Source organism: Streptomyces chisholmiae (assembly GCF_031845445.1).
Taxonomy (GTDB): domain Bacteria; phylum Actinomycetota; class Actinomycetes; order Streptomycetales; family Streptomycetaceae; genus Streptomyces; species Streptomyces chisholmiae.
This window is the reverse complement of record NZ_JAVREO010000003.1, coordinates 342,739-365,671: the sequence shown is the minus strand read 5'-3', so window position 1 is coordinate 365,671 and position 22,933 is coordinate 342,739. Positions and strand designations below refer to the sequence as shown.

20 protein-coding genes are annotated in these 22,933 nt (G+C 76.1%); 9 read left to right on the top strand and 11 right to left on the bottom strand.

The features are described from left to right. Positions 1 to 24: 24 nt before the first annotated feature. A complete protein-coding gene (locus RM844_RS06725) occupies positions 25 to 756 on the bottom strand; it encodes a type 1 glutamine amidotransferase (protein ID WP_311665876.1) in 732 nt (243 codons plus the stop codon). Positions 757 to 810: 54 nt separating this feature from the next. After that, entirely contained in the window at positions 811 to 2,052 is a 1,242-nt protein-coding gene (locus RM844_RS06720; protein ID WP_311665874.1) for a MurT ligase domain-containing protein, read from the bottom strand. 210 nt (positions 2,053 to 2,262) lie between these two features. On the opposite strand from RM844_RS06720, the gene RM844_RS06715 reads away from it, so the two are divergent. Continuing rightward, a complete protein-coding gene (locus RM844_RS06715) occupies positions 2,263 to 2,457 on the top strand; it encodes a hypothetical protein (protein WP_311665871.1) in 195 nt (64 codons plus the stop codon). 9 nt (positions 2,458 to 2,466) lie between these two features. After that, a complete protein-coding gene (locus RM844_RS06710) occupies positions 2,467 to 3,912 on the top strand; it encodes a hypothetical protein (RefSeq protein WP_311665869.1) in 1,446 nt (481 codons plus the stop codon). Between the two features lie 101 nt (positions 3,913 to 4,013). Here RM844_RS06710 and RM844_RS06705 read toward each other — a convergent pair whose 3' ends face one another. Beyond that, positions 4,014 to 5,225 (bottom strand): ROK family protein, encoded by a 1,212-nt coding sequence (locus RM844_RS06705; protein ID WP_311665867.1) that lies wholly within the window; start codon positions 5,223 to 5,225, stop codon positions 4,014 to 4,016. Positions 5,226 to 5,242: 17 nt separating this feature from the next. On the opposite strand from RM844_RS06705, the gene RM844_RS06700 reads away from it, so the two are divergent. Both RM844_RS06700 and RM844_RS06695 read left to right on the top strand, forming a co-directional pair. Then, on the top strand, positions 5,243 to 6,529 hold the full coding sequence (locus RM844_RS06700; RefSeq protein WP_394814449.1) for an MFS transporter: 1,287 nt from the start codon (positions 5,243 to 5,245) through the stop codon (positions 6,527 to 6,529). A 46-nt stretch (positions 6,530 to 6,575) separates the two neighbouring features. Next, a complete protein-coding gene (locus RM844_RS06695) occupies positions 6,576 to 7,061 on the top strand; it encodes a DUF4442 domain-containing protein (RefSeq protein WP_311665863.1) in 486 nt (161 codons plus the stop codon). Positions 7,062 to 7,128: 67 nt separating this feature from the next. Here the strand turns inward: RM844_RS06695 and RM844_RS06690 are convergent, their stop codons facing one another. Continuing rightward, the gene (locus tag RM844_RS06690; protein WP_311665861.1) at positions 7,129 to 9,375 is read right to left on the bottom strand and encodes an MMPL family transporter; all 2,247 of its coding nucleotides are present in this window, start codon (positions 9,373 to 9,375) and stop codon (positions 7,129 to 7,131) included. Between the two features lie 148 nt (positions 9,376 to 9,523). Between RM844_RS06690 and RM844_RS06685 the strand changes: the two genes are divergently transcribed. Continuing rightward, entirely contained in the window at positions 9,524 to 10,300 is a 777-nt protein-coding gene (locus tag RM844_RS06685) for a GNAT family N-acetyltransferase (protein ID WP_311665859.1), read from the top strand. On the opposite strand, the gene RM844_RS06680 is transcribed toward RM844_RS06685, so the two are convergent. The 3 genes from RM844_RS06680 to RM844_RS06670 form a co-directional block, all read right to left on the bottom strand. After that, the gene (locus tag RM844_RS06680) at positions 10,290 to 10,781 is read right to left on the bottom strand and encodes a hypothetical protein (RefSeq protein WP_311665857.1); all 492 of its coding nucleotides are present in this window, start codon (positions 10,779 to 10,781) and stop codon (positions 10,290 to 10,292) included. The two genes, RM844_RS06685 and RM844_RS06680, sit on opposite strands and share 11 nt — an antisense overlap. A gap of 76 nt (positions 10,782 to 10,857) precedes the next feature. Further along, positions 10,858 to 11,796 (bottom strand): class A beta-lactamase, encoded by a 939-nt coding sequence (bla, locus tag RM844_RS06675; protein WP_311665855.1) that lies wholly within the window; start codon positions 11,794 to 11,796, stop codon positions 10,858 to 10,860. 84 nt (positions 11,797 to 11,880) lie between these two features. After that, complete coding sequence (locus tag RM844_RS06670; protein ID WP_311665853.1) at positions 11,881 to 13,788, bottom strand: penicillin-binding transpeptidase domain-containing protein; 1,908 nt, start codon at positions 13,786 to 13,788, stop codon at positions 11,881 to 11,883. Positions 13,789 to 13,909: 121 nt separating this feature from the next. On the opposite strand from RM844_RS06670, the gene RM844_RS06665 reads away from it, so the two are divergent. From RM844_RS06665 to RM844_RS06655, 3 genes are read left to right on the top strand one after another with little or no spacing between them, the layout of a single operon-like run. Continuing rightward, on the top strand, positions 13,910 to 14,803 hold the full coding sequence (locus RM844_RS06665; protein ID WP_311665851.1) for a LysR family transcriptional regulator: 894 nt from the start codon (positions 13,910 to 13,912) through the stop codon (positions 14,801 to 14,803). Between the two features lie 59 nt (positions 14,804 to 14,862). Beyond that, the gene (locus tag RM844_RS06660) at positions 14,863 to 15,840 is read left to right on the top strand and encodes a serine hydrolase (protein WP_311665849.1); all 978 of its coding nucleotides are present in this window, start codon (positions 14,863 to 14,865) and stop codon (positions 15,838 to 15,840) included. A gap of 56 nt (positions 15,841 to 15,896) precedes the next feature. Next, positions 15,897 to 16,667, top strand: coding sequence for an AfsR/SARP family transcriptional regulator (locus RM844_RS06655; RefSeq protein ID WP_311665847.1), 771 nt, complete (start codon positions 15,897 to 15,899; stop codon positions 16,665 to 16,667). Here the strand turns inward: RM844_RS06655 and RM844_RS06650 are convergent. After that, the gene (locus RM844_RS06650) at positions 16,625 to 17,875 is read right to left on the bottom strand and encodes a geranylgeranyl reductase family protein (protein ID WP_311665845.1); all 1,251 of its coding nucleotides are present in this window, start codon (positions 17,873 to 17,875) and stop codon (positions 16,625 to 16,627) included. The two genes, RM844_RS06655 and RM844_RS06650, sit on opposite strands and share 43 nt — an antisense overlap. Positions 17,876 to 18,089: 214 nt before the next feature. Here RM844_RS06650 and RM844_RS06645 point away from each other — a divergent pair, with 214 nt between their 5' ends. Then, positions 18,090 to 19,472, top strand: coding sequence for a dipeptidase (locus RM844_RS06645; RefSeq protein ID WP_311665843.1), 1,383 nt, complete (start codon positions 18,090 to 18,092; stop codon positions 19,470 to 19,472). A 937-nt stretch (positions 19,473 to 20,409) separates the two neighbouring features. Here RM844_RS06645 and RM844_RS06640 read toward each other — a convergent pair. From RM844_RS06640 to RM844_RS06630, 3 genes are all read right to left on the bottom strand, one after another. Further along, positions 20,410 to 20,976 carry a hypothetical protein gene (locus RM844_RS06640; RefSeq protein ID WP_311665841.1) on the bottom strand — a complete coding sequence of 189 codons (567 nt, stop codon included), beginning with the start codon at positions 20,974 to 20,976 and terminating at the stop codon, positions 20,410 to 20,412. A gap of 121 nt (positions 20,977 to 21,097) precedes the next feature. Continuing rightward, complete coding sequence (locus RM844_RS06635) at positions 21,098 to 21,766, bottom strand: class F sortase (protein WP_311665839.1); 669 nt, start codon at positions 21,764 to 21,766, stop codon at positions 21,098 to 21,100. 140 nt (positions 21,767 to 21,906) lie between these two features. Then, complete coding sequence (locus RM844_RS06630) at positions 21,907 to 22,929, bottom strand: NUDIX hydrolase (RefSeq protein WP_311665837.1); 1,023 nt, start codon at positions 22,927 to 22,929, stop codon at positions 21,907 to 21,909. Positions 22,930 to 22,933 lie beyond the last annotated feature (4 nt).

The window sequence follows — 22,933 nt, the reverse complement described above, 5'->3', positions numbered from 1 at the left end:
CCCCGACCGGCGGGGTCCGGCGGGTCAGGCCGGGGCGGTGGCGGCGGCGATGCGCTCGTTGCGCAGCGCCTCGTACCAGCGGTCGTCGACCGGCGGGAGCGCGTTGGCGTCGAGGGTGAGCTTGATCAGCAGGTCGGCGATCTGCGGGTTGCGGGCCATCACCGGGCCGTGCATGTAGGTGCCGAAGACGGTGCCGTTCCAGGCGCCCTCGGTGCCGTCCCCGGTGCCGTTGCCGTTGCCGAGCCGGACGTGGGCGAAGGGGCGGGCGTGCGGGCCGATCCGGGTGATGCCCTGGTGGTTCTCGAAGCCGGTGAGCTGGGGCAGGCCGAGGTGCTGGTCGATGTCGGCGAGGACGTCGCCGACGCAGCGTTCGCCGGGGCCGCGCTCGCTGACCACGTCGAGCAGGCCGAGGCCCTGCTGGCGCTGGCCGAGGTCGTTGATGAACTCGTGGCCGATGATCTGGTAGCCGGCGCAGACGGAGAAGATGATCGCGCCGTTCTGCACGGCGCGGGTGAGGCCGCCGTCGCGGAGCAGCCGCTCGGCGGCCAGCCGCTGCGGGCGGTCCTCGCCGCCGCCGATCAGGTAGATGTCGCCGGAGGTCGGCATCGGCTGGTCGGAGCGGACGTCGAGGCGTTCGACGGCCAGGCCGCGCTGCTGGGCGCGGCGCTCGACGACCAGCACGTTGCCCTGGTCTCCGTAGGTGCTGAGCAGGTCGGGGTAGACCCAGACCAGGCGCAGGCCAGAGGAGTTGCTCATGGGGGCTGTGGTTCCTCTCGGGCTTCGTGTCGTCTTCCGTGGCGTGCCGGTGGGTCAGTTTCCGACGACGCGGCGGATGTCCTGGAAGGCGGTGTAGTTGGCGATGACCTCGATCCGGCCCGGGGGCAGCTGGGCGAGGGCCTGGTCGAGGTTCTCGTAGACGCCGAAGGCGACGCCGGCGACCTCCAGGCGCACCGCGAGGTCGAGGCGGCGGTCGCCGATGACGGCGATGGGGTGGCCGGCCAGCCGGGTGTAGTCGACGTCCCAGAGCCAGGAGGTGTCGGTGCCGTCGGCGCCGCGGGCGTTGACGGACAGCAGCACGGGGGCGGGCGGCGGGTCGATCAGGGAGAAGGTCTCCAGCCAGCCGGCTGGGTTCTTGGCGAGCAGCAGCCGGAGGTCGCGGCCCTGGTGGCTGACCACGTCGTAGCGGCCGGCGACGGCGGCGACCGACTCCATGCGCTGGAGGGCGACGTGCGGCGGGATGCCGAAGACGGCGGCGACGGCGGCGGCCGTGGTGGCGTTGGCCTGGTTGGCGCGGCCGGGGAGCTGGAGGCGGATCGGCCAGGCGGAGCCGTGCGGGTCGATGACCTGGCCCTGGGAGAGCACCCAGCTGGGCGCCGGGCGGCCGAAGCCGCACTCGCCGCAGCCCCAGTTGATGTCGTCGGGGCGGTGCATGACGCCGCCGCAGGCCGGGCAGGACCAGGCGTCGTCCTTCCACTCCTGGCCGGCGGCGACCCAGATGACGTTGGCCGACGAGGAGGCGGCCCAGACCACCAGCGGGTCGTCGGCGTTGGCGACGACGGTGGCCTTGGAGCCCTGGAGGCCCTCGCGCCAGTGCTCGGCGAGCATCCGGGTCTCGGCGGCCCGGTCGAGCTGGTCGCGGGAGAGGTTGAGGAGGGCCACGATCTTCGGGTTGACGTCGCGGGCGACGCCGGTGAGGTACTTCTCGTCGACCTCGATCACGCCGTAGCGGGCCTCGGCGCCGCCGGAGAGGGCGGAGGTGATGCCGGCGGGCATGTTCGCGCCCAGCGCGTTGGAGACCACCGGGCCGCCGGCGCGGAGGGCCTCGGCGATGAGTCGGGTGGTGGTGGTCTTGCCGTTGGTCGCGGAGACCAGGACCACGTCCAGGTGGCCGGCGAGCCGGGAGAGCAGCTCGGGGTCGACCCGGAGGGCGACCTTGCCGCCGATCACCGATCCGCTGCCCCGGCCGGCGGCCCGGGAAACCGCCGCGGCCGCCTTGCCCGCCGTCACGGCCAGCTTGGACCGCGCCGACAACGGCTGCGTGCTGTCTGCCATGGTCTTTCTTCCTCCTCGCCCTCGAACAGGGGCCAGCCTATCGAGGTCTGGGACGGGGGCCGTACCGCAGCGCGGGGCGGACCTCTGACGGAGCGTGAGATGAGGGCCCTGACGGCGACTTTCCCCCAGATGACCCTATTAAGTGAAATGTGGCTTATGGCAGCTTTACAGTGCTTGCCAGAAGCCGCCGGAACCCAGGGGAGTACGCACATGATTCTGTCCGTCTCGGGAGTCGTCCTGCTGGGGGCCGTGGTGGTCCTGTTCTTCCGCAAGGACGGGCTCAAGGTGACGCACGCGCTGGTCTGCGCGCTGTTCGGCTTCTACCTGGCGGGGACGTCGATGGCGCCCGGCATCCACGAGGGCGGGGCGAGACTGGCGCACCTGCTCGGCGGGATCGCGCTGTAGTCGCGCGTGGTGCGGACCGAGGTGACGCGGGGCGGCTGGTGGGGCGCGGTCGGGCTGCTGGCGTGGGGGCCGTGGGTGGTGGTGCGGGGGCTGGCCCGGCTGGTGCTGGCCGTGTGGTGGTGGGCGGCGCGCGGCCGGCGCCGGCTGCCGGTGGCGGTGGCCGCGGTGGCCCTGTGCGGCGCCGCGGTGTGGCTGCCGCGCCTGGGGGCGCTGTTGACCGTGGCGCTGCTGCTGGTCGCGGTGGCGCTGGGGTGGCGGGACGGGCGGCGGGGGCGGGGCCGTGGCCGGTGCGCCGGCGATCCGGGGTGCGGTGAGGTGGCGGGCTTCGGCCGCCGGCCGAGGCGCCGGGGCCGGCCGGCCACCGAGGTGGCGGTGGGCGGGGACGGGGCGGCGCCGTGGCCGGTGGGGGTGGTGGCGCAGCGTTTCGTGTGCGCCCCGGGCGAGATGGTGCTGGGATGCACGGACCCGACGTCGGCTGACCGGCGGGTGCCGGCGGTGGGCGAGCACGGCCCGCTTGAGGTGGCGCCGCTGGTCTGGCGGACGGGGCCGCGGGCCACCGAGCCGCACCTGCTGGTGGTCGGCTCGCCGGGGGCCGGCGGCTCGGGACTGCTGCGGTCGGTGGCGCTCCAGGCGTTGGCCGGCGGCGCCGCGGTGCTGGTGGACGGCGGGGGGACCGGCGGCTTCGGGTGCTTCGCCGGCCGGGTCGGGGTGTGGGGGGTGGAGTCGACGCCGGCGGGCGCGGTGGCGGGGCTGGCCTGGGCGGCACGGGAGACGGAGCGCCGGCTGCTGCTGGACGCGGCCGACCGGCGGGCCGAGCAACCGTTGTGGTTGGTGGTGGACCGGCCGGTGCTGCTGGCGCACCGGGCCTGGGCGGCGGGCGCGGGCGACCCGTTGGGCTGGCTGGACGTGCCGTTGCGGTTCGGCCGCGAGGCGCTGGTGACGGTGGTGTTGGCGGAGCAGGTGGGGGTGTGGGAGGCGTTGGGGGCCGGCGCGCTGGAGTGTGTGCGGGCCCGGGTGGCGCTGGGTGAGCTGACGGTGGAGCAGGTGGCGCGGGTGGTCGGGGGGACGCCGCCGCGCGGGGCGGTGCCGGGGGCGGGCGCGGGGTTCGCGCGGCTGGGCGCGGGGCCGGTGAGCCGGCTGCGGGTGCCGGCGGCGCCCGACCCGTGGGACGAGACGGCGCTGGCGGCGCAGCGGCACGCGGTGTGGCGGCTGTTGCCGCCGTCGTTGGCCGGGTTCGGGACGGTGGCCGAGGTCGAGCGGGTGGTCGAGACCGAACAGCTGGCGGGCGAGGCGACGGGCGAAGTGGCGTACGAGGCGGGGCCGGGGTGGGCGGCGGGCGGGGTGGAGGCGATGTTCGGGGGGCCGGTCGATGAGGAGCCGGGCGGCACGTTCGGGGACCCGGCGGGCGGGACGTCGGGCGGCACGTTCGGCGGGACGTTCGTCGAACGGGAGTAGCCGACGGGCGGGTTGGCCGGCATCCGCGGTGGGGGGCCGCCGACCGGCTGGCGGCCCTCCACCGCGGGTGCCGTGGGCGGCGGAGGGGCGCCGGGGTGCGGTCAGCCGGGGAGGGCGGCGAGCGGGTCGTCCAGGACCGGCTGCCAGGCGAGTTCGGCGGCGCCGACCAGGCTGTTGTAGTCGAGGGTGCAGGCGGTGACGGGCACCGTGCCGCTTCGGCGGCCCCACAGGCTGCGGGCCTGCACGGCGCCGCGCAGCCGGTCCGGGTCGGCGGCCAGCAGCCAGCGGTGCAGGCCGCCGAGGATGATCCGGTCGGGGTTGAGGATGTTGACCAGGCCGGCGAGGCCGAGGCCGAGCCGGTCGGTGACCGCGTGGGCGGCGGCGCGGACCGCCGGGTCGCTGCCGTACTCGGTGGCCAGCAGGTCCCTGGCCTGGTCCAACAGGCTGCCCTCCGGGCCGGGTTGGCGGCCGGCGGCGTCGAGCAGGGCCAGCGGGTCGGTCTCCACGTCGAGGCAGCCGCGGCTGCCGCAGTGGCAGGGGCGGCCGGCGGGGTCGACGGTGAGGTGGCCGACTTCCAGGGCCAGGCCGGCGCTGCCGGAGTGCAGCCGGCCGTCGAGGACCAGGGCGCCGCCGACGCCGCGGTGGCCGGTGGCCACGCACAGCAGGTGGGCGGCGCCGCGGCCGGCGCCGTGCCGGTGTTCGGCGAGGGCGGCGAGGTTGACGTCGTTCCCGCAGTAGCCGGGGACGGCGAGGCCGGCCTCGGCGAGGCAGTCGTTGAAGATCTCCCGTACCGGGGCGCCGGCGCGCCAGGCGAGGTGGAGCGGGTTGAGCGCGGTGCCCTCGGGTTCGGCGACGGCCGAGGGGACGGCGAGGCCGGCGCCGACGCAGGGCCGGCCGCTGGCGCGCAGCAGGTCGGCGCCGGCGGCGACGATCTGGCCGATGATCTGCCGGGGGTCGGCGGGCACGGTGGTGCAGGCCGGGGTGGTGGCGTGCAGTTGGCCGCCGAGCCCGACGAGGGCGGCGCGGTAGCCGTCCGCGTGCACCTGGGCGGCGAGCGCCACCGGGCCGCCGGGGTCGATGGACAGCCGGTGGGAGGGGCGGCCGTGGCTGCCGGTGGCCCCACCGGGCCGGGAGTCGACGGTGATCAGGCCGAGCGTCTGCAGTTCACTGGCGACGGCGCCGGCGGTGGCGCGGGTGACGCCGAGCGCGGTGGTGAGGACGGCGCGGGTGGGGGCACGACCGGTGTGGACGAGCTCCAGCGCCGGGCCCAGCGCGTTTCGGCCACGTTCCAGTCTGGTACGGGTGTGGGTCACGCCCCTATTCTGGCTTTGTGTCTCGAATAAACAAACTGCGGGCTTTGGTGTCGCCCGCACCCGGTGGCAACGATGCTGACCAGGGGGTCGCACGGCGCGAACTTTGGCTGGCGCGGGTGGCGTTGACGGCGTTCTTCGCGGTGGACGGGTTCGTCTTCGCCGGCTGGGTGGTGCGGATTCCGGACATCAAGGAGCAGACCGGGGCGTCGTCCAGCGCGCTGGGCCTGGCGCTGCTCGGAGTGTCGGTCGGCGCGGTGGTGACCATGACGCTGACCGGCCGGCTGTGCCAGCGGTTCGGGAACCACCGGGTGACGGTGGCGGCCGGGGCGTTGCTGGTGGCGAGCGTGGCGCTGCCGGCACACGCGGGCTCGGCGCCGGCGCTGGGGGCGCTGCTGCTGGTCTTCGGGGCGGGGTTCGGCGCGGTGAACGTGGCGGCCAACAGCGCCGCGGTGGAACTGGTGGCGGCGCTGCGGCGGCCGGTGATGCCGAGCTTCCACGCGGCGTTCAGCCTGGGCGGGATGCTGGGGGCCGGACTGGGCGCCCTGGTCGCCGACCGGTTGGGGGCGGCGCCGCACCTGGGGCTGCTGGCGGCGGTCGGCCTGCTGGTGGTGGCCTGGGCGGGGCGGGTGCTGTGGCGCGGCGACGTGGGCGGGGCGACGGCGGCGGACCCGGGGGCCCGCGTTCCGGCGGCGAGCGCGCCAACGACGGGCGGCCCGGCGGCGGTTGGTGGCGGGGGTGGGCGGCGCGGCCCGGTGGGCTGGGTGGTGGCGCTGCTGGGGGCGATCGCGCTGTGCACCACCTACGGCGAAGGCGCGATGGCGGACTGGAGCGCGCTGCACCTGACCGAGACGCTGGGGGCCGATCCCGGGCTGGCGGCGGCGGGTTACTCGGTCTTCGCGCTGGCGATGACGGTCGGGCGGCTGACGGGGTCGGCGCAGCTGGCCCGGCTGGGGACGGTCCGGGCGCTGGTGCTGGGGGGCGCGCTGGGCGCGGTCGGGATGACGCTGGGGGCGCTGGCGCCGGTGGTCTGGCTGGCGCTGGTCGGCTTCGCGCTGACCGGCCTGGGGTTGGCAAACGTTTTCCCCATCACCATCGGCGCGGCCGGGGAGTTGGCGGGGCCGCGCGGGGTGGCCGCGGCCTCGACCGTCGGGTACGGGGGGATGCTGGCCGGGCCGGTGGCGATCGGCTTCCTGGCCGACTGGTTCAGCCTGTCGACGGCGCTGACCACGGTGGCGGCGCTGTCCGCGGTGGCCGCGCTGACCAGCTGGGCGACGCGGGACGCGCTGCGCGGGGGCGGCGCCTGAGACCCGCCATTACCGGCGGGTAACCATCCGTGGTAGCTTTCCGGTCATGTCCGTTCGTGCCATCGGTCCCCTGGGGTTGCGCCGGCTGTTGCGCTGGTGGCCGCCGTTCCGCGCGGCCGGCGTCCGGGTGCAGTACATCGCGCCCGACTGGAGCGCGGCCCGGGTGCGGATGCGGCTCGGCCGGCTCAACCGCAACTACTTCGGCACCCAGTTCGGCGGCTCGCTGTACTCGATGTGCGACCCGTTCTGGGCGCTGCTGGTGCTGAACCGGCTGGGCCCCGGCTATGTGGTGTGGGACAAGGCCGCGGAGATCGAGTACGTGTCGCCGGGTCGCAGCGACGTCTTCGTCGAGTTCGTGCTGACCGAGGAGCGGGTCGCGGAGATCCGCGAGGCCACCGCCGACGGCGCCAAGGCGCTCCCCTGGTTCGACTGCGTGGTGCGGGCCGCGGACGGCTCGGTGGTGGCGCTGGTCCGCAAGCAGCTGTACGTGCGGCGCAAGCGGGAGAAGGCCGCCGCCGGCCAGGCCGGGTAGCCGACGAAGAGGAGGGGCGCCCCCCGGCGCCCCTCCCCCGGCGCGGCCCGCGGCCGCCCGGTCCGCCTCAGGCCGCCGGCATGCCGACGCCCGCCGGGACGCGCTCGGGTTCGGCCGGCGGCGGCGCCTCCTCACGCAGGCCGAACCGGTCGTGGAAGCGGCGCAGCGGGCGCGGCGCCCACCAGTTGGCGCGGCCGGCCAGCCGCATGGTGGCCGGCAGCAGCACGGTCCTGATCAGGGTGGCGTCCGCCAGGATGACCAGGGCGGTGCCGATGCCGAGTTCCTTGAGGAAGACGACGCCGCTGGTCGCGTAGGTGGCGAAGGTGACCACCAGGATGCCGGCCGCCGCGGTGATCAGCGGGGCGGTGCGGCGCACGCCGGCGACGACGGCGGCGTTGGTGTCGCCGGTGCGCCGGTGCTCCTCGGTGATCCGGGCCAGCAGGAAGACCTCGTAGTCCATGGACAGGCCGTAGGCGACGCAGAACATCAGCAACGGGATGCTGGGTTCGATGGAGCCGGTGGGCGTGAAGCCCAGCACGCCGGAGAAGTTGCCGTCCTGGAAGATCCACACCAGCGCGCCGAACATCACGCCCAGGCTCAGCAGGTTGAGGACGGTCGCCTTGATGGGCAGCAGCACGCTGCCGGTCAGCAGGAACAGCACCAGGGCGGTGGCCACCAGCACCAGGGTGGCCAGCAGCGGCACCCGGGAGAGCAGCACGGAGCGGAAGTCGGTGGTCTCGGCCGGGTAGCCGCCGACCTCGGTCGGCACCGGCGCCGGGACGGCCCGCAGGTCGGCGACCAGGCCCGGCACGTCGCCGGCCATGGCCTGCTGGGTGGGCACCACGGTGAACAGCGAGCCGCCGTCCGCGCCGGTCATCGCCTCGGACGCCGCGCCGGGCGGCTCGGCCAACTCCCCGTCGCGGTGCGTGCCGACGGCGGAGACCACCTGGAACGCCCCGGGATGACGGGAGAGTTCGGCGGCGTAGTCGCCGGTGTGCGCGGCGCTGAGCCGCGCGTCAGGTCCGGTGACCAGGAAGATGTTGTCGGTCGGCTCGGCGGTGAAGTGCTCGGCGGTCTCCTCGGCGACCACCCGGCTTGAGGTGCCCTCCGGCAGCGTCCGCTGGTCCGGCAGCCCGAACCGCAGCCCGAGCACCGGCGAGGCGGCCAGCAGCAGCACGGCCAGCGCGGCCAGCCCGGTGACCAGCGGCCTCCGCAGCACGAACCGGGCGGCGCTCTCCCACCAGGCGGCCACCCGCTCCTCGCGCCGCGGACGGTCGAAGCGGTGGCCCCAGCGGGCCAGCGCCGCCGGCAGCAGCACGGTGGCGCCGCCGACCGCGGCGAGCACCACCAGCACCCCGGCGTAGGCGAAGGAACTGAGGAAGAAGAACGGGAAGACCAGCAGGGTGGCCAGCGAGATGGCCACCGTCACGCCGCTGAAGAGCACGGTGCGCCCGGCCACGGCCACGGCCCGCACCACGGCCTCGTCGGTGCTCAGCCCGGCGTCCCGCTCCTCGCGGTAGCGGTTGATGACGAACAGGCAGTAGTCGATGCCCAGGCCCAGGCCGAGCACCAGGGCCAGGTTGGCGGCGAAGGTGGAGACCGGGGTGAACTGGGCGATCAGTCGCAGCCCGGTGAGGGTGGCCAGCACGCTGAACAGGCCCACGCCGACGGTGACCAGGGCGGCCACGGTCCGGCGGTAGACCAGGGCCAGCAGCAGCGTCACGGTGGGCAGCACGATCAGCTCGGCGGTCAGGAAGTCCGCGGTGGCCTGCTCGCTGACCTGCCGGGAGACCTCCTCCTGGCCGCCGACCGCGACCCGGACCGTCTCGTTCTCCCAGGTCAACTCGGGCGAGAGGTCGGCGAGTTCGGCGCGGGTCTCGGTGGCGTCGCCCTCCAGCCTGGCCAGCACCAGGGCGCGGCCGCCGTCCTCGGCGCGCAGCGCGACGTCCCGGTCCGTCCAGTAGGCGGTGACGTCGGTGACCATCGGGTGGTCGGCCAGGTCGGCGGCGATCCGGTCGCCCTCGGCGACCACCGCCGGGTCGTCCACGTCGCCATCCTTGGCGGTGACCAGCAGCGCCAGATTCGGGTTGCCGGTGCCGTACTGCTCGCGCAGCACGTCCTGGACCCGGACGGACTCGGTGCCGGGCGCGTCCCAGCGGGCGAGTTGGAGGGCGCCGGGCGCGCCAGCGCCCAGCACCCCGAAGAGCGGCAGCAGCACGGCGGCGACCAACAGGATCGTGCCGGGCCACCGCACGGCGAGCCGCCCCAGCCGGGTCAGGGGACCGGTCCTGGCGGAGGGTTGTCGTCGTGCCATCACGGGGAAGTACCTCTTTCGAACGGTGAGTTGTCACCGTGACCGACCCCGCTGACCAGGCACTGGAACGTGCGCTGGAACAACCGCTGGAACGCGCGCTGGAATATCCGCTGGAACGACCCGCCCGGCGGCGCGGAGAGTTGAGCCCATGGACCTCGTGGTGAGCGGAACGGGCGGCCGATGGGTGGCGCGGCGGGACGGGGCGGTCGTGGGCGAGCTGGTCGCCCGGGTCCGGCCCGACGGGCGGTGTTTCCTGTTCCCTGGGGACGGGCCGCCGGCGGCGTTCGGGGCGCTACTCGACGCCGCGCTGGGCGAGTTGGGCGACCGGGACGTCCACCTGGAGGCCGCGCCGACGGACGAGCTGGCCGCCCGCGGCTTCGTCGTCCACCGGCGGGAGCACCTCTACCGGCTGCCGATCGGCGCCGAGCGGCCGGTGACCCCGCCGGCCGGCTACGCCTTCGTCTCGGCGGCCGACGCGGACCTGGACCGGCTGCGGGTGCTGGACGAGCGGCTCCGGGGCCACGTGCCGGGCGTCTCCGGGTGGCGGAACGAGCCGGCCGCGTTCGCGCGGGAGACCTTCCAGGACCCGGAGTTCGAGGCCTCGACCTATCCGGTGGCGGTCTGCGCGGCGACCGGCGACTACGCGGGCCTGGCCCGGGTGTGGGTGCGGCGGGACGGCCGGCCGCCCCGGCTGGGGCTGGTCGGGGTCCGACCGGCGCACCGCCGGCGCGGCCTGGCCCGGGCCCTGCTGGCCCGGGCGTTCGCACCGCTGCGCGCGCGGGGCGTCGGCGAGGTGGTCACCGAGGTGGACGAGACCAACACGGCGTCCCGCGCGCTGATGGCCGGCTTCGGCGCCCGACGCACCGGCACGGCGGTCGAGTTGCGGCGGGCGGGCCGAACCGGTGAGGCCGGGGCTACCGGGTGAACGTCAGGACGTCGCAGAGATCCGGGTCGCCGAGGTACTGGTGGAGCGTGGGGGACGGGGTGCTGCCGCCGACCTCCAGGTCCCTGTCGTAGATCCCCTCGTCCTCCCGGAGCACGCCGTCCAGCTGGTGGAAGTCCAGACTCAGGTCGCCCAACGGGGACGCGGGATCGTGCAGGGTCCACTCCCCGTGGCCGGTCCGACTCTCGCGCTCCTCCCGTTCCCGGGTCGTGTGGTGCGAGTCGCGGTGCTCCCGGGGTATCTCGCCCTGCCAGTCGGTGACCCTGAAGGTGCCGTCGGCGGCCAGGTGGAGGGCGCCGAACGGGTCCCCGGTGTAGTCGCCGACCAGGTCCGGGGCGGCGAGCCCGGCGGGCCGGTCCGGGAGGGCGCAGGCCCAGGGCAGCAGCCCACAGCCGGTGCCACCGCCCAGTAACAACCCGCCCAGCAGCACCGCGACGAGCGCCGTTGCCCGCACCCCGACCATGACCGTCCCCCTGTCCGCCCGGCGTCCCGCTGCTGGTCTACCCGCCCCGGGGCCGATGGCACCGGGGCGGGTGGAATCAGCGGCCGAGGGCCTCGACGGCCACGGTGGCGGCCTCGGCGATCAGGGCGTCGTCGTGGGCCGCGTCCGCCGTGTCACGGGCGGTCAGCACGGCCAGCACGATGGGGGCTCCGTCGTCGTCCGGCCAGAGCACGGCGATGTTGTTGCGCCCGCCGTAGCCGGCGGTGCCGCTCTTGTCGGCGACCGCCCAGCCCTCGGGGACGCCGGCCCTGATCAGCGCGTCGCCGGTGATGTTGGTGGCCATCCAGGCGGTCAGCAGCTCGCGCTCGGCCGGCGGGAGCGCGTCGCCGAGCAGGAAGCCGCGCAGCGTCTCTGCCATCGCCCGCGGGGTGCTGGTGTCGCGGGTGTCGCCCGGCGTGGCCTCGTTCAACTCCGTCTCGTAGCGGTCCACTTCGGTGACGTCGTCGCCGAGTTCGGCCAGCACGTCCTGGAGCCCGTCGGGGCCGCCAAGCACGTCGAGGAGCAGGTTGGCCGCGGTGTTGTCGCTGTACCAGAGGGTGGCGGAGGCCAGGCCGCGCAGCGTCATGCCGCCGTCGACGAAGTCCTCCGTCACCGGCGAGTAGTCGACCAGGTCGTCCGCCGTGTACTCGACCACCTCGCCCATGCCGGCCAGGCCGCGTTCCCGGAGCACCGCGCCGGCCAGCAGCGCCTTGAAGGTGGAGGCGTAGGCGAACCGTTCGTCGGCCCGGTAGGCGACCTGCTGGCCGGTGCCGGTGTCCAGCGCGTAGACGCCGAGCCGCGCGTCGAAGGACCGCTCCAGGTCCTGGAAGGCGGGGTCGGCGGCGTCCGCCGGGGGCGGTTCGGCGGCCGACTCGGTGGTGGACTCGGTCGCGGCGGCCGGGGCCGACTCGTCGGCCGTGGCCGAGCAGCCGGGCAGGACGGCGGCGAGCGCGAGCAGGGCGACCAGCCAGGGGGCGCGGCGGGTGCGGTGGGTCATGCGGTGTCCTTCCGTTCAACGGGCTTCGTGAGGTGGTTCGTCGGGTGCTTCTTCGGGGGGTTCTTCGGGTGCTTCGTCGTGCGGTCAGAGGGAGTTGAGGAAGTCGGCGGCGACCGGGCCGGCGTCCGAGCCGCCGGAGCCGCCGTCCTCGAGGGCCACCGCGAAGGCCAGGTCGCCCGCGCCGAGGTAGCCGGTGAGCCAGGCGTGGGTGGAGAGTTCGCCGGCCGCGTTCTCGAACTCGGCGGTGCCGGTCTTGCCGTGCGGCTCGCCGGGGACGCCGGCCAGGGCGGCGGCGGAGCCGTCGGTCACGGTGGCGCGCATCATGGCGCGCAGCGCCTCGACGGTCGCCGGCTGGAGGGCGGCCGGCGCCTGGTGGGGCGTCTCGACGGCGTCGGGCACCAGCACGGGCTGCCGGAAGCCGCCCTCGGCGACGGTGGCCGCCATGGAGGCCACCACCAGCGGGCTGGCCTGCACCTCGGCCTGGCCGATCAGCGAGGCGGCCAGCTGGTTGGCGTCCGCCGTGACGGGCACCGCGCCGTCGAAGGTGGCGGCCCCGACGGTCCATTCGGCGCCGACGCCGAACGCCTGGGCGGTGGTGCTCAGGGTGTCGTGGGCGAACCGGTCCAGGTGGTCGATGTAAGCGGTGTTGCAGGAGGCGGTGAACGTCTCGCGCAGGGTGGTGTCGGGGCCGAGCTCGAACTCGTCCTGGTTCTCGAAGGACTGGCCGTTCACGGTGACCGTGCGGGGGCAGCCGAGCACCTCGTCCGGGGTGGCGCCGGCCTCCAGCAGGGCCGCCGTGGTGACGATCTTGAAGGTGGAGCCGGGGGCCAGCCGGCCCTGGAGCGAGCGGTTGAAACCGTCGGCCGGCGCGTCGGCGGCGGCCAGCACGTGGCCGGTGGACGGCTGGATCGCCACGATGGAGCCCTCCCGGCCGGTCGCCGCCAGCGCGTCCTCGGCGGCCCGTTGGACCTCCGGGTCGATGGTCGTCAGCAGGGGGCTGCCGGGGGCGCCGGCCGGCCCCTCGTCGAGGGTCGCCACCGCCGCGCCCGAGGCCCGGTCAGCGATGACCACGGCGGCCCCGACGGCGCCGGACAGCTGGGCGTCGTACCGTTCCTGGAGCCCGGAGGCACCGGCGCCGGTGTCCGGGTCGAGCGCGCCCACCAGGGAGCGGGCGGCGTGCGCCACCGTCCGGGTGGCGGAGACCGCCTCCAGCCCGGCGACGGCCCGCAGCTCGGCCTCGTGGTCGCGGAAGACGGCGTCCCGCACGGTCACCACGGAGACCACCCCGTCCGGCTCGGCGGCGGCCACCCGGTCGGCCAGCGCCTCGGTGTCGACGCCGACGTCCAGCGCGTCGATCGCGGCCCAGGCGGCGGCCGGCTCGGTGAGGTCGGCGGGGCGGACGCCGAGGTCCCAGACGGTGGCGGGGCCGGCCAGCTCCTGGCCGTCGGCGGCCAGGATCGGGGCCCGCTCCGGCCGGTCGGTGGTGAGCACCAGGGTCTGCCCCGCGGCCAGCTCGGGGTGGACCAGTGCCGGCTCCCAGGCGACCTGCCAGCCGGCGCCGCCCGCGTCGTCGGCCGGCGGGTGTACCGGCACCGTCGACGGGTAGCTCCAGGCGCCCAGGCCGGGCAGCGTGAAGGTGGCGGTGAAGGGGACGGCGAACGCGTCCCGGTGGGCGTCGGACGGGGCCGGCACGGGCGGGCCGGCGAGTTCGAGGTCGAGCGCCTCCGGGCGGGTGTTGTCCCGGACGGAGGTCAGCAGCGAGAGCGCCGCCTCGGGGTCGTCGGTGAACCGGGCCGCCCGGGGCAGCTCGCCGGCCGCCCAGGCGTCGAGGAAGCGCTCGGCGCCGGCGGTCGCCGCCCGTTCGTCGGCCGTCGCGCCGTCCGCGGCGCCGCCGGGGCGCAGCACCAGCACGGCCACCGCCAGCAGCGCGGCGACCAGCGCCAACCCGCCGGCCGCGTAGGCCGTTCTTCGCTTTCGGGCATGGGGCGTCATGCGCGTCCCTCCACTGTTCTGGGGAGAATCTCCTGGCCAGCGCCCACTCTGGGGCCAGGCACCGGCCACGGTCCAAGACGCGAACGCGCCGTCCCATGCCGAGTTGGCATAATGCCCGGCCATGGATCTGGTCGGAGCGTGCCGCGCCTTCGTGACGGTGAGCGAGCGCGGGAGTTTCACCGTCGGCGCGGCGGCGGCCCGGATGGCGCAGTCCGTCGCCAGCCGCCGGGTCGCCGCCCTCGAACGGCACCTGGGCGGGCGGCTGTTGGAGCGGACCGCGCGGGCCGCGACGCTCACCCCGTTCGGCCGCGACATGCTGCCGCTGGCCACCAGCCTGGTGCGGCTGGCCGACCGGCTGGAGCACGAGGCGGAGGAGGCGCGGCGCGGCCCGCTGCGGCTGGCCGTGCCGGACACCTGCGGCGCCGGTCCGTTGGCCCGGCTGATCGCGGCGGCGCACGGCGCCGGCCTGCTGCTCGACCCGCGCCCGGCCGCCCCGGCCGAGCGCGCCGAGCTGGTGCGGACCCGGCAGGTGCGGGCCGCGCTGCTGGCGACACCGGCCGTCGAGGCCGCCTGGACGGTGCCGCTCGGCCTGGCGGTCACGGACGGCGCGGACGACGGCCCGCTCTACCTGGACACGTTGCGGCCCGGCCGGACCGACCGCGACCAGCGGGCCCGCCGGATCTGGTTGCAGACGGAGGACGACGTGCCGCACATCAGGGACGGGCTGGCCCGGCTGCGGGACGCGGTCGGGCTGCGGCCGGCACAGCTGGCCGGCGCGCACGGGGTGGCGGCGGCGGCCGGGGAGGTGCTGGGCCGGGGCGACGCGCTGCTCTGCTCGCCGGCGCAGGCCGCCGAACTGGGCCTGCGCTGGCGGCCGGTGGGCGAGGCGCCGGAGCTGGCCAGGGGGTTCACGCTGGCGGTGGCGGACGCCTCGGACCCGGAGGCGGCGCTGCTCGGGGTGGCGTGCGCGGCCGGCATCGCCGGCTGCCTGGGCGCGCGGGAGGCGGCGGCGTGAGCGGCGGGCGGCCGGGAGTCGGCAAGACCGGAGTCGGACACACGGGAGTGGGCGGAGTCATGGGGACGACGGGCGGCGCGGGGGCCACCGGACGGCTGCTGCGCGAGTTGGGCCGGGAGCTGCGGGACGCCGGGCTGCACGGCTCGTTCCTGGTCCGGGACCTGGGGACCGGCGACGAGGTGGGCATCGGCCCGGACATCGAGTTCCCGACCGCCTCGCTGGTGAAGGTGCCGCTGGCGCTGGCGACGCTGGAGCGGGTCGCGCTGGGCGAGTTGGACGGCGCGACGGTGCTTGAGGTGCCGCCGGGTCGGATCACCACGTTCGGGCCGACCGGCATGAGCCGGTTCCGGCACCCGGCCCACATCGCCGTGGACGACCTGCTCTACCTCGCGGTCTGCATCAGCGACGAGGCGGCCGCCGGCGCGCTCTTCCGGCTGACCCCGCCGGCCGAGGTGGCGGCGGTGCTGGACCGGCTCGGGGTGCGCGGGATCACCGTCCGGCACCGGACGGGCGAGCTGGTCGACACCCCGGCCGAACGGTTCGACGCGGCGGACGCGCACCTGGCGCACGCCCTGGCGATCGACGCCGGCACCCCGGGGCGCGGGCACCGGGTGCCGCAGCTGGACATCTCCCGCGCCAACACCGGCACCGCGCGCGCCTTCGTCGACCTGCTCCAGGCGATCTGGCGGGCCGGCCCGGACGAGGCCGACGCGACCGGCGCCCATGCCGGCGAGCCGAGCCCGATCCGGCCCGAGGTGGCCACCCGGCTGCGCGAGCTGCTGGCCAACAACCTGCTGCGGCAGCGGCTGGCCCCCGACTTCACCTCGGACCTCACCACCTGGTCGTCGAAGACCGGGACGCTGCTCAACCTGCGGCACGAGGTGGGCGTCGTGGAGCACGCCGACGGGCGGGCCTACGCGGTGGCCGCGCTGACCGAGTCGCGGGTGCCGGCCAGCCGGCAGCCGGGCGCGGAGGCGCTGATGGGGCAGGTGGCCCGTCGCCTGCGGGACCACCTGCGGTCCGGGCCGACCGGCTGACCGGCCGGCCCGTTCCGCGGTCCGGTCAGGGCGGGCGCCGCGTTAGGCTCGGTGGCATGGCGGACGCGGTACGTGGTGAACTGCTCGGGCCGATACGGGTCTTGCGCGACGGTGTGGAGCTGCCGCTCGGCCCGCCCAGGCAACGGGCGGTGCTGGCCGTGCTGTTGCTCCAGGAGGGCCGGCCGATCACCTTCGAGGCGCTGGTGGACGCGGTCTGGGGCAGCCGCCCGCCGGCACAGGTGCGCAACCTGGTGCAGAAGTACGTCTCCGGCATCCGGCGGGCGCTGGGCGAGGGGGCCGGGCCCCGGTGGACCGGCAGCGGGTACCAGCTGACCGGCCTGGCGATCGACGACCTGGCCGACCGGCGGGCGCTGCTGGCGCGGGCGGTGGCGGCCAGGGACGCCGGTGACCTGGCGCGGGCCGACGCGCTGGCGGCGCGCGCCGAGGCGCTGTGGCGCGGGGAGTTCGCCGAGGGGCTGGCCGGCCCGGTGCTGGCCGCCGAGCGGATGCGCTGGGCGGAGAAGCGGCTGACGGTGCTGGAGATCCGGATGGAGGCGGCCGTGCTGGGCGGCCGGCACCACGCGTGCGTGCACGAGCTGATGCGGCAGGTCGCGGCGCACCCGCTGCGGGAGCGGCTGGTGTGGCTGCTGATGCTGGCGCTCTACCGCAGTGGCCGGTCGGCGGACGCGCTGCTGACCTACGAGGAGACCCGTCGGCGGATGGCGCGCGAGCTGGGCTGTGACCCGGGGCCCGAGCTGCGCCAGCTGCACCAGCGGGTGCTGCGTCAGGACCCGGCTCTCTCCCCCGACTCGTCGCTGGTCTCCTGATCCTCCGGCCGGCGGTCCAGCGCGCTCATCGCGCGGCGCGCCAGCGGGTGCGTGCGGACCAGCCCGGCCAGCGTGGTCGAACCCCGGGTGACCTGGGTGAACGCGACCCAGGCCGGACGGAAGCCGACCAGCGTGGTGTGCAGCAGCCGCGGCCGGCGGGAGAAGATGGCCAGCATCCGGCGGCCCACGCCCATCTCCACGCCGAGTCCCGACTTGATGGCGAAGGTGTAGTTGAGGGCCTGCCGGCGGGCGTCGACCGCGTCGGCGGACTCGGCGATCCGCACCGCCCACTGGCCGGCCAGCCGGCCGGAGCGCAGCGCGAAGGAGATGCCCTCCCGCGTCCACGGCTCCAGCAGCCCGGCCGCGTCGCCGCAGACCAGGACCCGGCCCCGGGAGAGCGGGGAGTCGTCGGTGCGGCAGCGGGTCAGGTGTCCCGAGGAGATGGCCGGCTCGAATCCGGCCAGGCCCAGGCGGCCGATGAAGTCCTCCAGGTACTGCTTGGTGGCCGCGCCCTCACCGCGGGCGGAGATCACCCCGACGGTGAGCACGTCGCCCTTGGGGAAGACCCAGCCGTAGGAGCCGGGCAGCGGGCCCCAGTCGATCAGGACCCGGCCGCGCCAGTCGGCGGCCACCTCCGGCGGCACCGGGATCTCCGCCTCCAGGCCCAGGTCGACCTGGTCCAGCCGGACCCCGACGTGCGCCCCTATCCGGCTGGCGCTGCCGTCCGCGCCGACCACGGCCCGGGCCAGCACCGTCTCGCCGCCGGCCAGCACCACGGCGACGGTGCGCCGGTCGGGCACCGCTGGGCCGTGCTGCTCGACCCGGGAGACGGTGACCCCGGTGCGCAGCTCGGCGCCGGCCTTGACGGCGGCCTCGGCCAGCCGCTGGTCGAACTCGGGGCGGTTGACCAGCCCGAAGAGCATCCGCTTGGAGCGGCGGGTGCGGGCCAGCCGGCCGTTGTGAGCGAAGGTGACGGCGTGCACCCGGTCCATCAGGGGGAGTTCGAAACCGGGCGGCAGCGCGTCCCGGCTGGGGCCGAGGATGCCACCGCCGCAGGTCTTGTAGCGGGGCAGCTCGGCCTTCTCCAGGAGCAGGACGCGTCGGCCGCCCTCGGCCGCGGCGCGGGCCGCGGAGGCGCCGGCGGGGCCGGCCCCCACCACGACGACGTCCCAGACGATGCGGTCCTCGGCTTCGTTCTCGCTGCTCACGTTGTGCCCGTGCTCCCCGTTACGGTCTTCTTGCCTCGCCGTTCAGCATCCTAATTCGTCGTCATCGGCGGGTGGCCGTGGGTGGGCGGCGGTGTCGGTGCCCTGTGACATCATCGGTCGCACCGTTGTTCGGGCACGGTCTCCGGTGCCGTGTGCCGACGCCGCACGAGGGTCGTTCCGGGCCGCTGACCGCGCCCGGCCCAAGGAGAGTTCCATGCCGCTCACCCCGCAGCACGCCGCCCTGGCCGAGACGATCGACGCCGCCCTGCCGCGGGCCCGGGCGGAGTTGGCCGAGCTGGTCGCCTTCCGTTCGGTGGCCGACCCGCAGCAGTTCCCGCCGGCCGAGTGCCAGGCGGCGGCCCGCTGGGTGGCGGACGCGCTGCGTGCCGAGGGCTTCCCCGAGGTGCGGATCCTGGAGACCCCGGACGGCACCGAGTCGGTCTTCGGCCATCTGCCGGGCCCGGCCGGCGCGCCGACGGTGCTGCTCTACGCGCACTACGACGTGCAGCCCCCGCTGGACGAGGCGGCCTGGACGTCGCCGCCGTTCGAGCTGACCGAGCGGGACGGCCGCTGGTACGGCCGGGGCGCGGCGGACTGCAAGGGCGGGGTGCTGATGCACCTGCTGGCGCTGCGGGCGCTGCGCGCCCAGGGCGACATACCGGTGGGCGTCAAGGTCATCGTGGAGGGCTCGGAGGAGCAGGGCACGGGCGGCCTGGAGCGGTACGCCGAGGCACACCCGGAGCTGCTGGCGGCGGACGTGCTGCTGATCGGCGACACGGGGAACGTCCGGGCCGGGCAGCCGACGGTGACGGCCAGCCTGCGCGGGATGGTGGCGCTGGACGTCCGGGTCGAGACGCTGGCGGGGAACCTGCACTCGGGCGCCTTCGGCGGGGCGGCCCCGGACGCGCTGGCCGCGCTGGTGCGAATGCTGGGCTCGCTGCACGACGCCGAGGGCGACGTGGCGGTGGACGGCCTGGCCGTGGACGGCGCGTGGGCCGGCACGGCGTACGAGGAGGGGGCGTTCCGGGCGGACGCCGGGGTGCTGGACGGGGTGCGGCTGGTCGGCTCGGGCGCGGTCGCCGACCGGCTGTGGGCGCGGCCCGCGATCACGGTGGTGGGCATCGACTGCCCGCCGGTGGTCGGGGCCACGCCCTCGGTGCAGGCCAGCGCCCGGGCGCTGGTCAGCGTGCGGGTGCCGCCGGGGATGGTGGCCGGCCCGGTGGGTGAGCTGGTCGCCGAGCACCTGCGGGCGCACGCGCCGTGGGGGGCCAGGGTGACGATCGAGCAGCAGGGCGAGGGGCAGGCGTTCCGCGCGGACGTGACCAGCCCGGCGTACGCCTCGATGGCCTCGGCCATGCGGGACGCCTACGACGGGGTGGAGATGGCGGTGATCGGCCAGGGCGGCTCGATCCCGCTGACGGCGACGCTGGGCGGGCTGTACCCGGCGGCCGAGGTGCTGATGATCGGGCTGAGCGACGCGGCGGCCCGCATCCACGCGGTGGACGAGAGCGTCTCCCCCGACGAGCTCCGCCGCATGTCCCTGGCCGAGGCCCTCTTCCTGACCCGCTACGCGGAGTCCATCACGACGACGACCTGACCGTCGCCGCCGGAGCGGCTCCGGCGAAGCCGGGGCCGGGACGGCCGCGACGCGTTCGGCGGCCGGCCAGCGGGCGGGCGCCTCCGGCGCGGGAGCCGGCCCGGCGCCCGGCGCCAGCCGGCAGGCCCGCCAGCTGGCCCGGCAGCCGGACCGGCGGTGCAAGACCGGCGAAGCCGGGGCCGAGACGACCGCGACGCGTTCGGCCGCCGCCCGGCGGGCGGACGCCTTCGGCGCCGGCCGGCAAGCCGGCAGAGGACGACGGCCGATCGGCGAAGTCCGAACCGGATCCGGCGGGAGGGCAGTCCAGCGAAGCCGAACCAGGCCCGGCGGGAAGCCGGTCCTACCGGAGGTGCGGCCGGACCGGCCTCCCCCGTTGCCCCGCCGCCCCGCAGAGGACAACGACCGGTCCGGCGAAGCCGGGACGGGCCGGCGGGAGGCCGGTCCGGCGGTTGGGGCAGCGGAGCAACGGCCGGACCGACGTGGGCGGCGGCTCCCCGTCGCGGAGCCGAGACCGGACGGCGGCGACACGCTCCGAGACCCCGGAGCGCACGGCGCGGGAACCAGCCGGCGCCCGACCACCGATCGACTGGCTGACGGCCAAAGCCAACAACCAGACCGGCGGGATCTTCGGCAGCGCCGGCACCGCGCCCGACACACGGCCGATCCGGCCGGAGGCCGGGAGCGGCAGGCAGCGGGCGGCGACCGGCACAGGGCCGGTCCGGCCGAAGGCCGAAGCGCCCGGCCGGCGGTGTCGAGCAGGTCCGCGGAGCGGGCCGGGCCCGCTCCGCGGCCCGCTCGTTCCAGGCCGCCGGTGGTGGCGCCCGAGGATCTGACCGAGGGCGGCCTTCCGTTCCCCGGCACCCCCCGCCCGCTGACCGCTACCCGCCGCCCGCCGGCTGCCCCCAGGGGGCAGCCCGCCGAGCCGCCCGGCCAGGGCTCAGTGGCGGGCGGCCCGGCGGCGGACCAGCATGGCGGCGCCGGCCACCGAGGCGATGGTCAGGCCGGCGCCGGCGAGCACCATGGGGGCGACGCCGGACTGGCTGCCGCCGACGCCGGCCTGCGCGCCGAGGCTCGGCTTGGCCGTCGAGGTGGCCGCCGCGGTCGGCGTCGTGGTCGGGGTCGGGCTGGTGGTTGCCTCGGCGATGACCAGTCGGGCGGCTGCGCTCTGCGCGCCGCAGGTGAAGATCACGTCGTACTGGGCGCCCCGCCGGGCGTCGGTGTCCACCGTGGTGCGGGCGCTCTGGAGTTCGCCGGGGATGCCGAGCACCACCCGGTCGAAGACGGGGGACTCGGCGGTGGCCTCGTCGTCGGTGCAGCCGGTGACGGTGAGGTCGACGGCGCCGCCGGGGCGGACGGTGCCGGGCGAGACGCTGTAGCCGAAGTCGACCAGCTGCGCGGGCGCCGGGTCGTCCACGGCGAGGGCGGCCGGCGCGGCGGTCAGCAGCGCGGTGCTGGCCAGGGCGGTGGCGGCCAGGGCGGTCCGCGCGGTCCGTGTGCTGCTCATGGAAGGACTCCTTCGTCGCCGGTGCGCGGGTGGCGCGCTGCTCGCCTTCCGACAGAAACACGGCGCCGGTTGGGCAACACCCCAGGGACGGCGAACGGGTTAGTGGCCTGGGCCGTTCGCGTCAGGTGGTGCCGGTGAGGGTGGCGTAGACGACGACGTTGGCGCGGTAGCCGCCGGTGCCGGGCTCGAAGTCGCCGCCGCAGGTGATCAGGCGCAGCTCGGGGCGCTCGGTGTCCTGGTAGACCCGCTCGGGGAGTTGGTACTTGTCGTAGATGGCCGTCTCGTAGACGGTGAACGTCACCTCGCGGCCGTCCTCCCTGACCACGTCCACGGTGTCGCCGGGGCGCAGCTCTCCGAGCCCGTAGAAGACGGCCGGGCCGGCGGCGTTGTCCACGTGGCCGACCAGGACGGCGGTGCCGGCGGCGCCCGGGGAGGCGGCGTCCCGGTACCAGCCGGCGAGGTTGGGCACCTCCTGCGGTGGGGCGTCGACCCAGCCCTCCGGGTCGAGTCCGACGGAGGTGAGCGGGGCGTCCACGTCGATGGCCGGGATGGTGACCCAGGTGGGTTCGGACTGGCCGACGGGCCCCGCGGCGCCGGTGGGCGGGGCGCTGGCGGTGCCACCGGTGGCGGGCTGGGGCGGGCCGGCCTCGCCGTGCAGGGCGCCGGCCATGATGGTCAGTCCGAGGACGACCGTGCCGGCCAGCAGGCCGAGGACCGCCTTGGTGCCCCAGCCCATCGGCTCGTCCGGCCAGGGGTCCTGGTCCGGCGGGGGTGGGTCGGGAAGGCGCATGAGGGTCACCGCTCGTGGGGAGTCCTCCCCCGTTCTGGGGCCGTCGGCACCACGCTAGGCCGAGTGCGGGTGGCGCGCGATTCCAGCCGGCCGGCGGCGGGCGGGGCGGCGGCCGGTGAACGGGCCCGGGCGGGCCGGGGTCAGCCGCCGACCGGCTGGCCGCGCTCCAGGTAGAGCGGGTGGCCCAGGGCGCGGGCGCGCAGCGCGGCGCGGAGCCGGGCGAGGCCGCCGGGGCGCAGCAGCGTCGCGGCCTCGGTCTCGGTGACGAACCGCCAGTCGCGAAGTTCGTCGGCGGGCAGCCGCAGGCCGGAGCACCGTTCGGTGGGCAGCAGCCCGCCGTCGAAGAGCAGCCGGATACCGCCGAAGCTGCGCGGCCCCGGCGGCTCCCAGTCCACCACCAGCGGGGTCGGTTCGGTCTCCAGGCGCAGGCCCAGCTCCTCGATCACCTCGCGGGCGGCGGCCAGGGTGGGCGCCTCGCCGGCCTCGACGACGCCGCCGGGGAACTCCCAGCCGGACTTGTACGTCGGATCGACCAGCAGGACCCGGTCCAGGTCGTCGAAGAAGAGGACGCCGGCGGCCAGCGTCGCCGCCTTGGGCGGCGCGGTCTGCACGATGGTCCGGGCGCCGTCGCCCCGGCGGACGCCCTCGGCCAGGGCCTCCGCGGTCTGGCGTGGGGTCAGCCGGGAGGCGGCGACGGGGTGGGCGTCGCCGGTCAGCCACGGCAGGGCGGCGTCGTAGTCGGGGAGGCGGGCCAGGCAGCGGGTGCGGACGGCCTCGCCGTCCTCGGCGGCGCGCTGCTCGATCCGCGCCCGGAGGAACGTTTCTTCAGTCTGGAGCAGGAAGTGCAGCACCGGGATGCGGCGGGCGGCCAGCCCACCGAAGATCTCGTCCCGGTAGGCCTGGCTCAGCAGGCTCAGCGGGGTGATCAGCGGGCCCGGCACCTCGGCCAGCAGGGCCGAGGCGGTGTCGACCACCAGGCTCCGCCACGCGGGCAGGTCCTGGTAGTCGTCCACCTCGGCCAGCCGCTCCTTGGGCAGCAGCCCGCGCAGCTGGTCGCCGATCAGCTCCGGCTCGAACAACGTGCTGCCCGGCAGCAGATGGAGCAGCTCGTGGGCCGCCGTGGTCTTGCCGGCACCGAACGCGCCGTTGAGCCAGATGATCACGAAC

Coding starts and splice junctions, on each gene's coding strand:
- RM844_RS06725 (WP_311665876.1), bottom strand. CDS start 756: ATGAGCAACTCCTCTGGCCTGCGCCTGGTCTGGGTCTACCCCGACCTG.
- RM844_RS06720 (WP_311665874.1), bottom strand. CDS start 2,052: ATGGCAGACAGCACGCAGCCGTTGTCGGCGCGGTCCAAGCTGGCCGTG.
- RM844_RS06715 (WP_311665871.1), top strand. CDS start 2,263: ATGATTCTGTCCGTCTCGGGAGTCGTCCTGCTGGGGGCCGTGGTGGTC.
- RM844_RS06695 (WP_311665863.1), top strand. CDS start 6,576: ATGTCCGTTCGTGCCATCGGTCCCCTGGGGTTGCGCCGGCTGTTGCGC.
- RM844_RS06690 (WP_311665861.1), bottom strand. CDS start 9,375: ATGGCACGACGACAACCCTCCGCCAGGACCGGTCCCCTGACCCGGCTG.
- RM844_RS06685 (WP_311665859.1), top strand. CDS start 9,524: ATGGACCTCGTGGTGAGCGGAACGGGCGGCCGATGGGTGGCGCGGCGG.
- RM844_RS06680 (WP_311665857.1), bottom strand. CDS start 10,781: ATGGTCGGGGTGCGGGCAACGGCGCTCGTCGCGGTGCTGCTGGGCGGG.
- bla (WP_311665855.1), bottom strand. CDS start 11,796: ATGACCCACCGCACCCGCCGCGCCCCCTGGCTGGTCGCCCTGCTCGCG.
- RM844_RS06670 (WP_311665853.1), bottom strand. CDS start 13,788: ATGACGCCCCATGCCCGAAAGCGAAGAACGGCCTACGCGGCCGGCGGG.
- RM844_RS06665 (WP_311665851.1), top strand. CDS start 13,910: ATGGATCTGGTCGGAGCGTGCCGCGCCTTCGTGACGGTGAGCGAGCGC.
- RM844_RS06660 (WP_311665849.1), top strand. CDS start 14,863: ATGGGGACGACGGGCGGCGCGGGGGCCACCGGACGGCTGCTGCGCGAG.
- RM844_RS06655 (WP_311665847.1), top strand. CDS start 15,897: ATGGCGGACGCGGTACGTGGTGAACTGCTCGGGCCGATACGGGTCTTG.
- RM844_RS06645 (WP_311665843.1), top strand. CDS start 18,090: ATGCCGCTCACCCCGCAGCACGCCGCCCTGGCCGAGACGATCGACGCC.
- RM844_RS06640 (WP_311665841.1), bottom strand. CDS start 20,976: ATGAGCAGCACACGGACCGCGCGGACCGCCCTGGCCGCCACCGCCCTG.
- RM844_RS06635 (WP_311665839.1), bottom strand. CDS start 21,766: ATGCGCCTTCCCGACCCACCCCCGCCGGACCAGGACCCCTGGCCGGAC.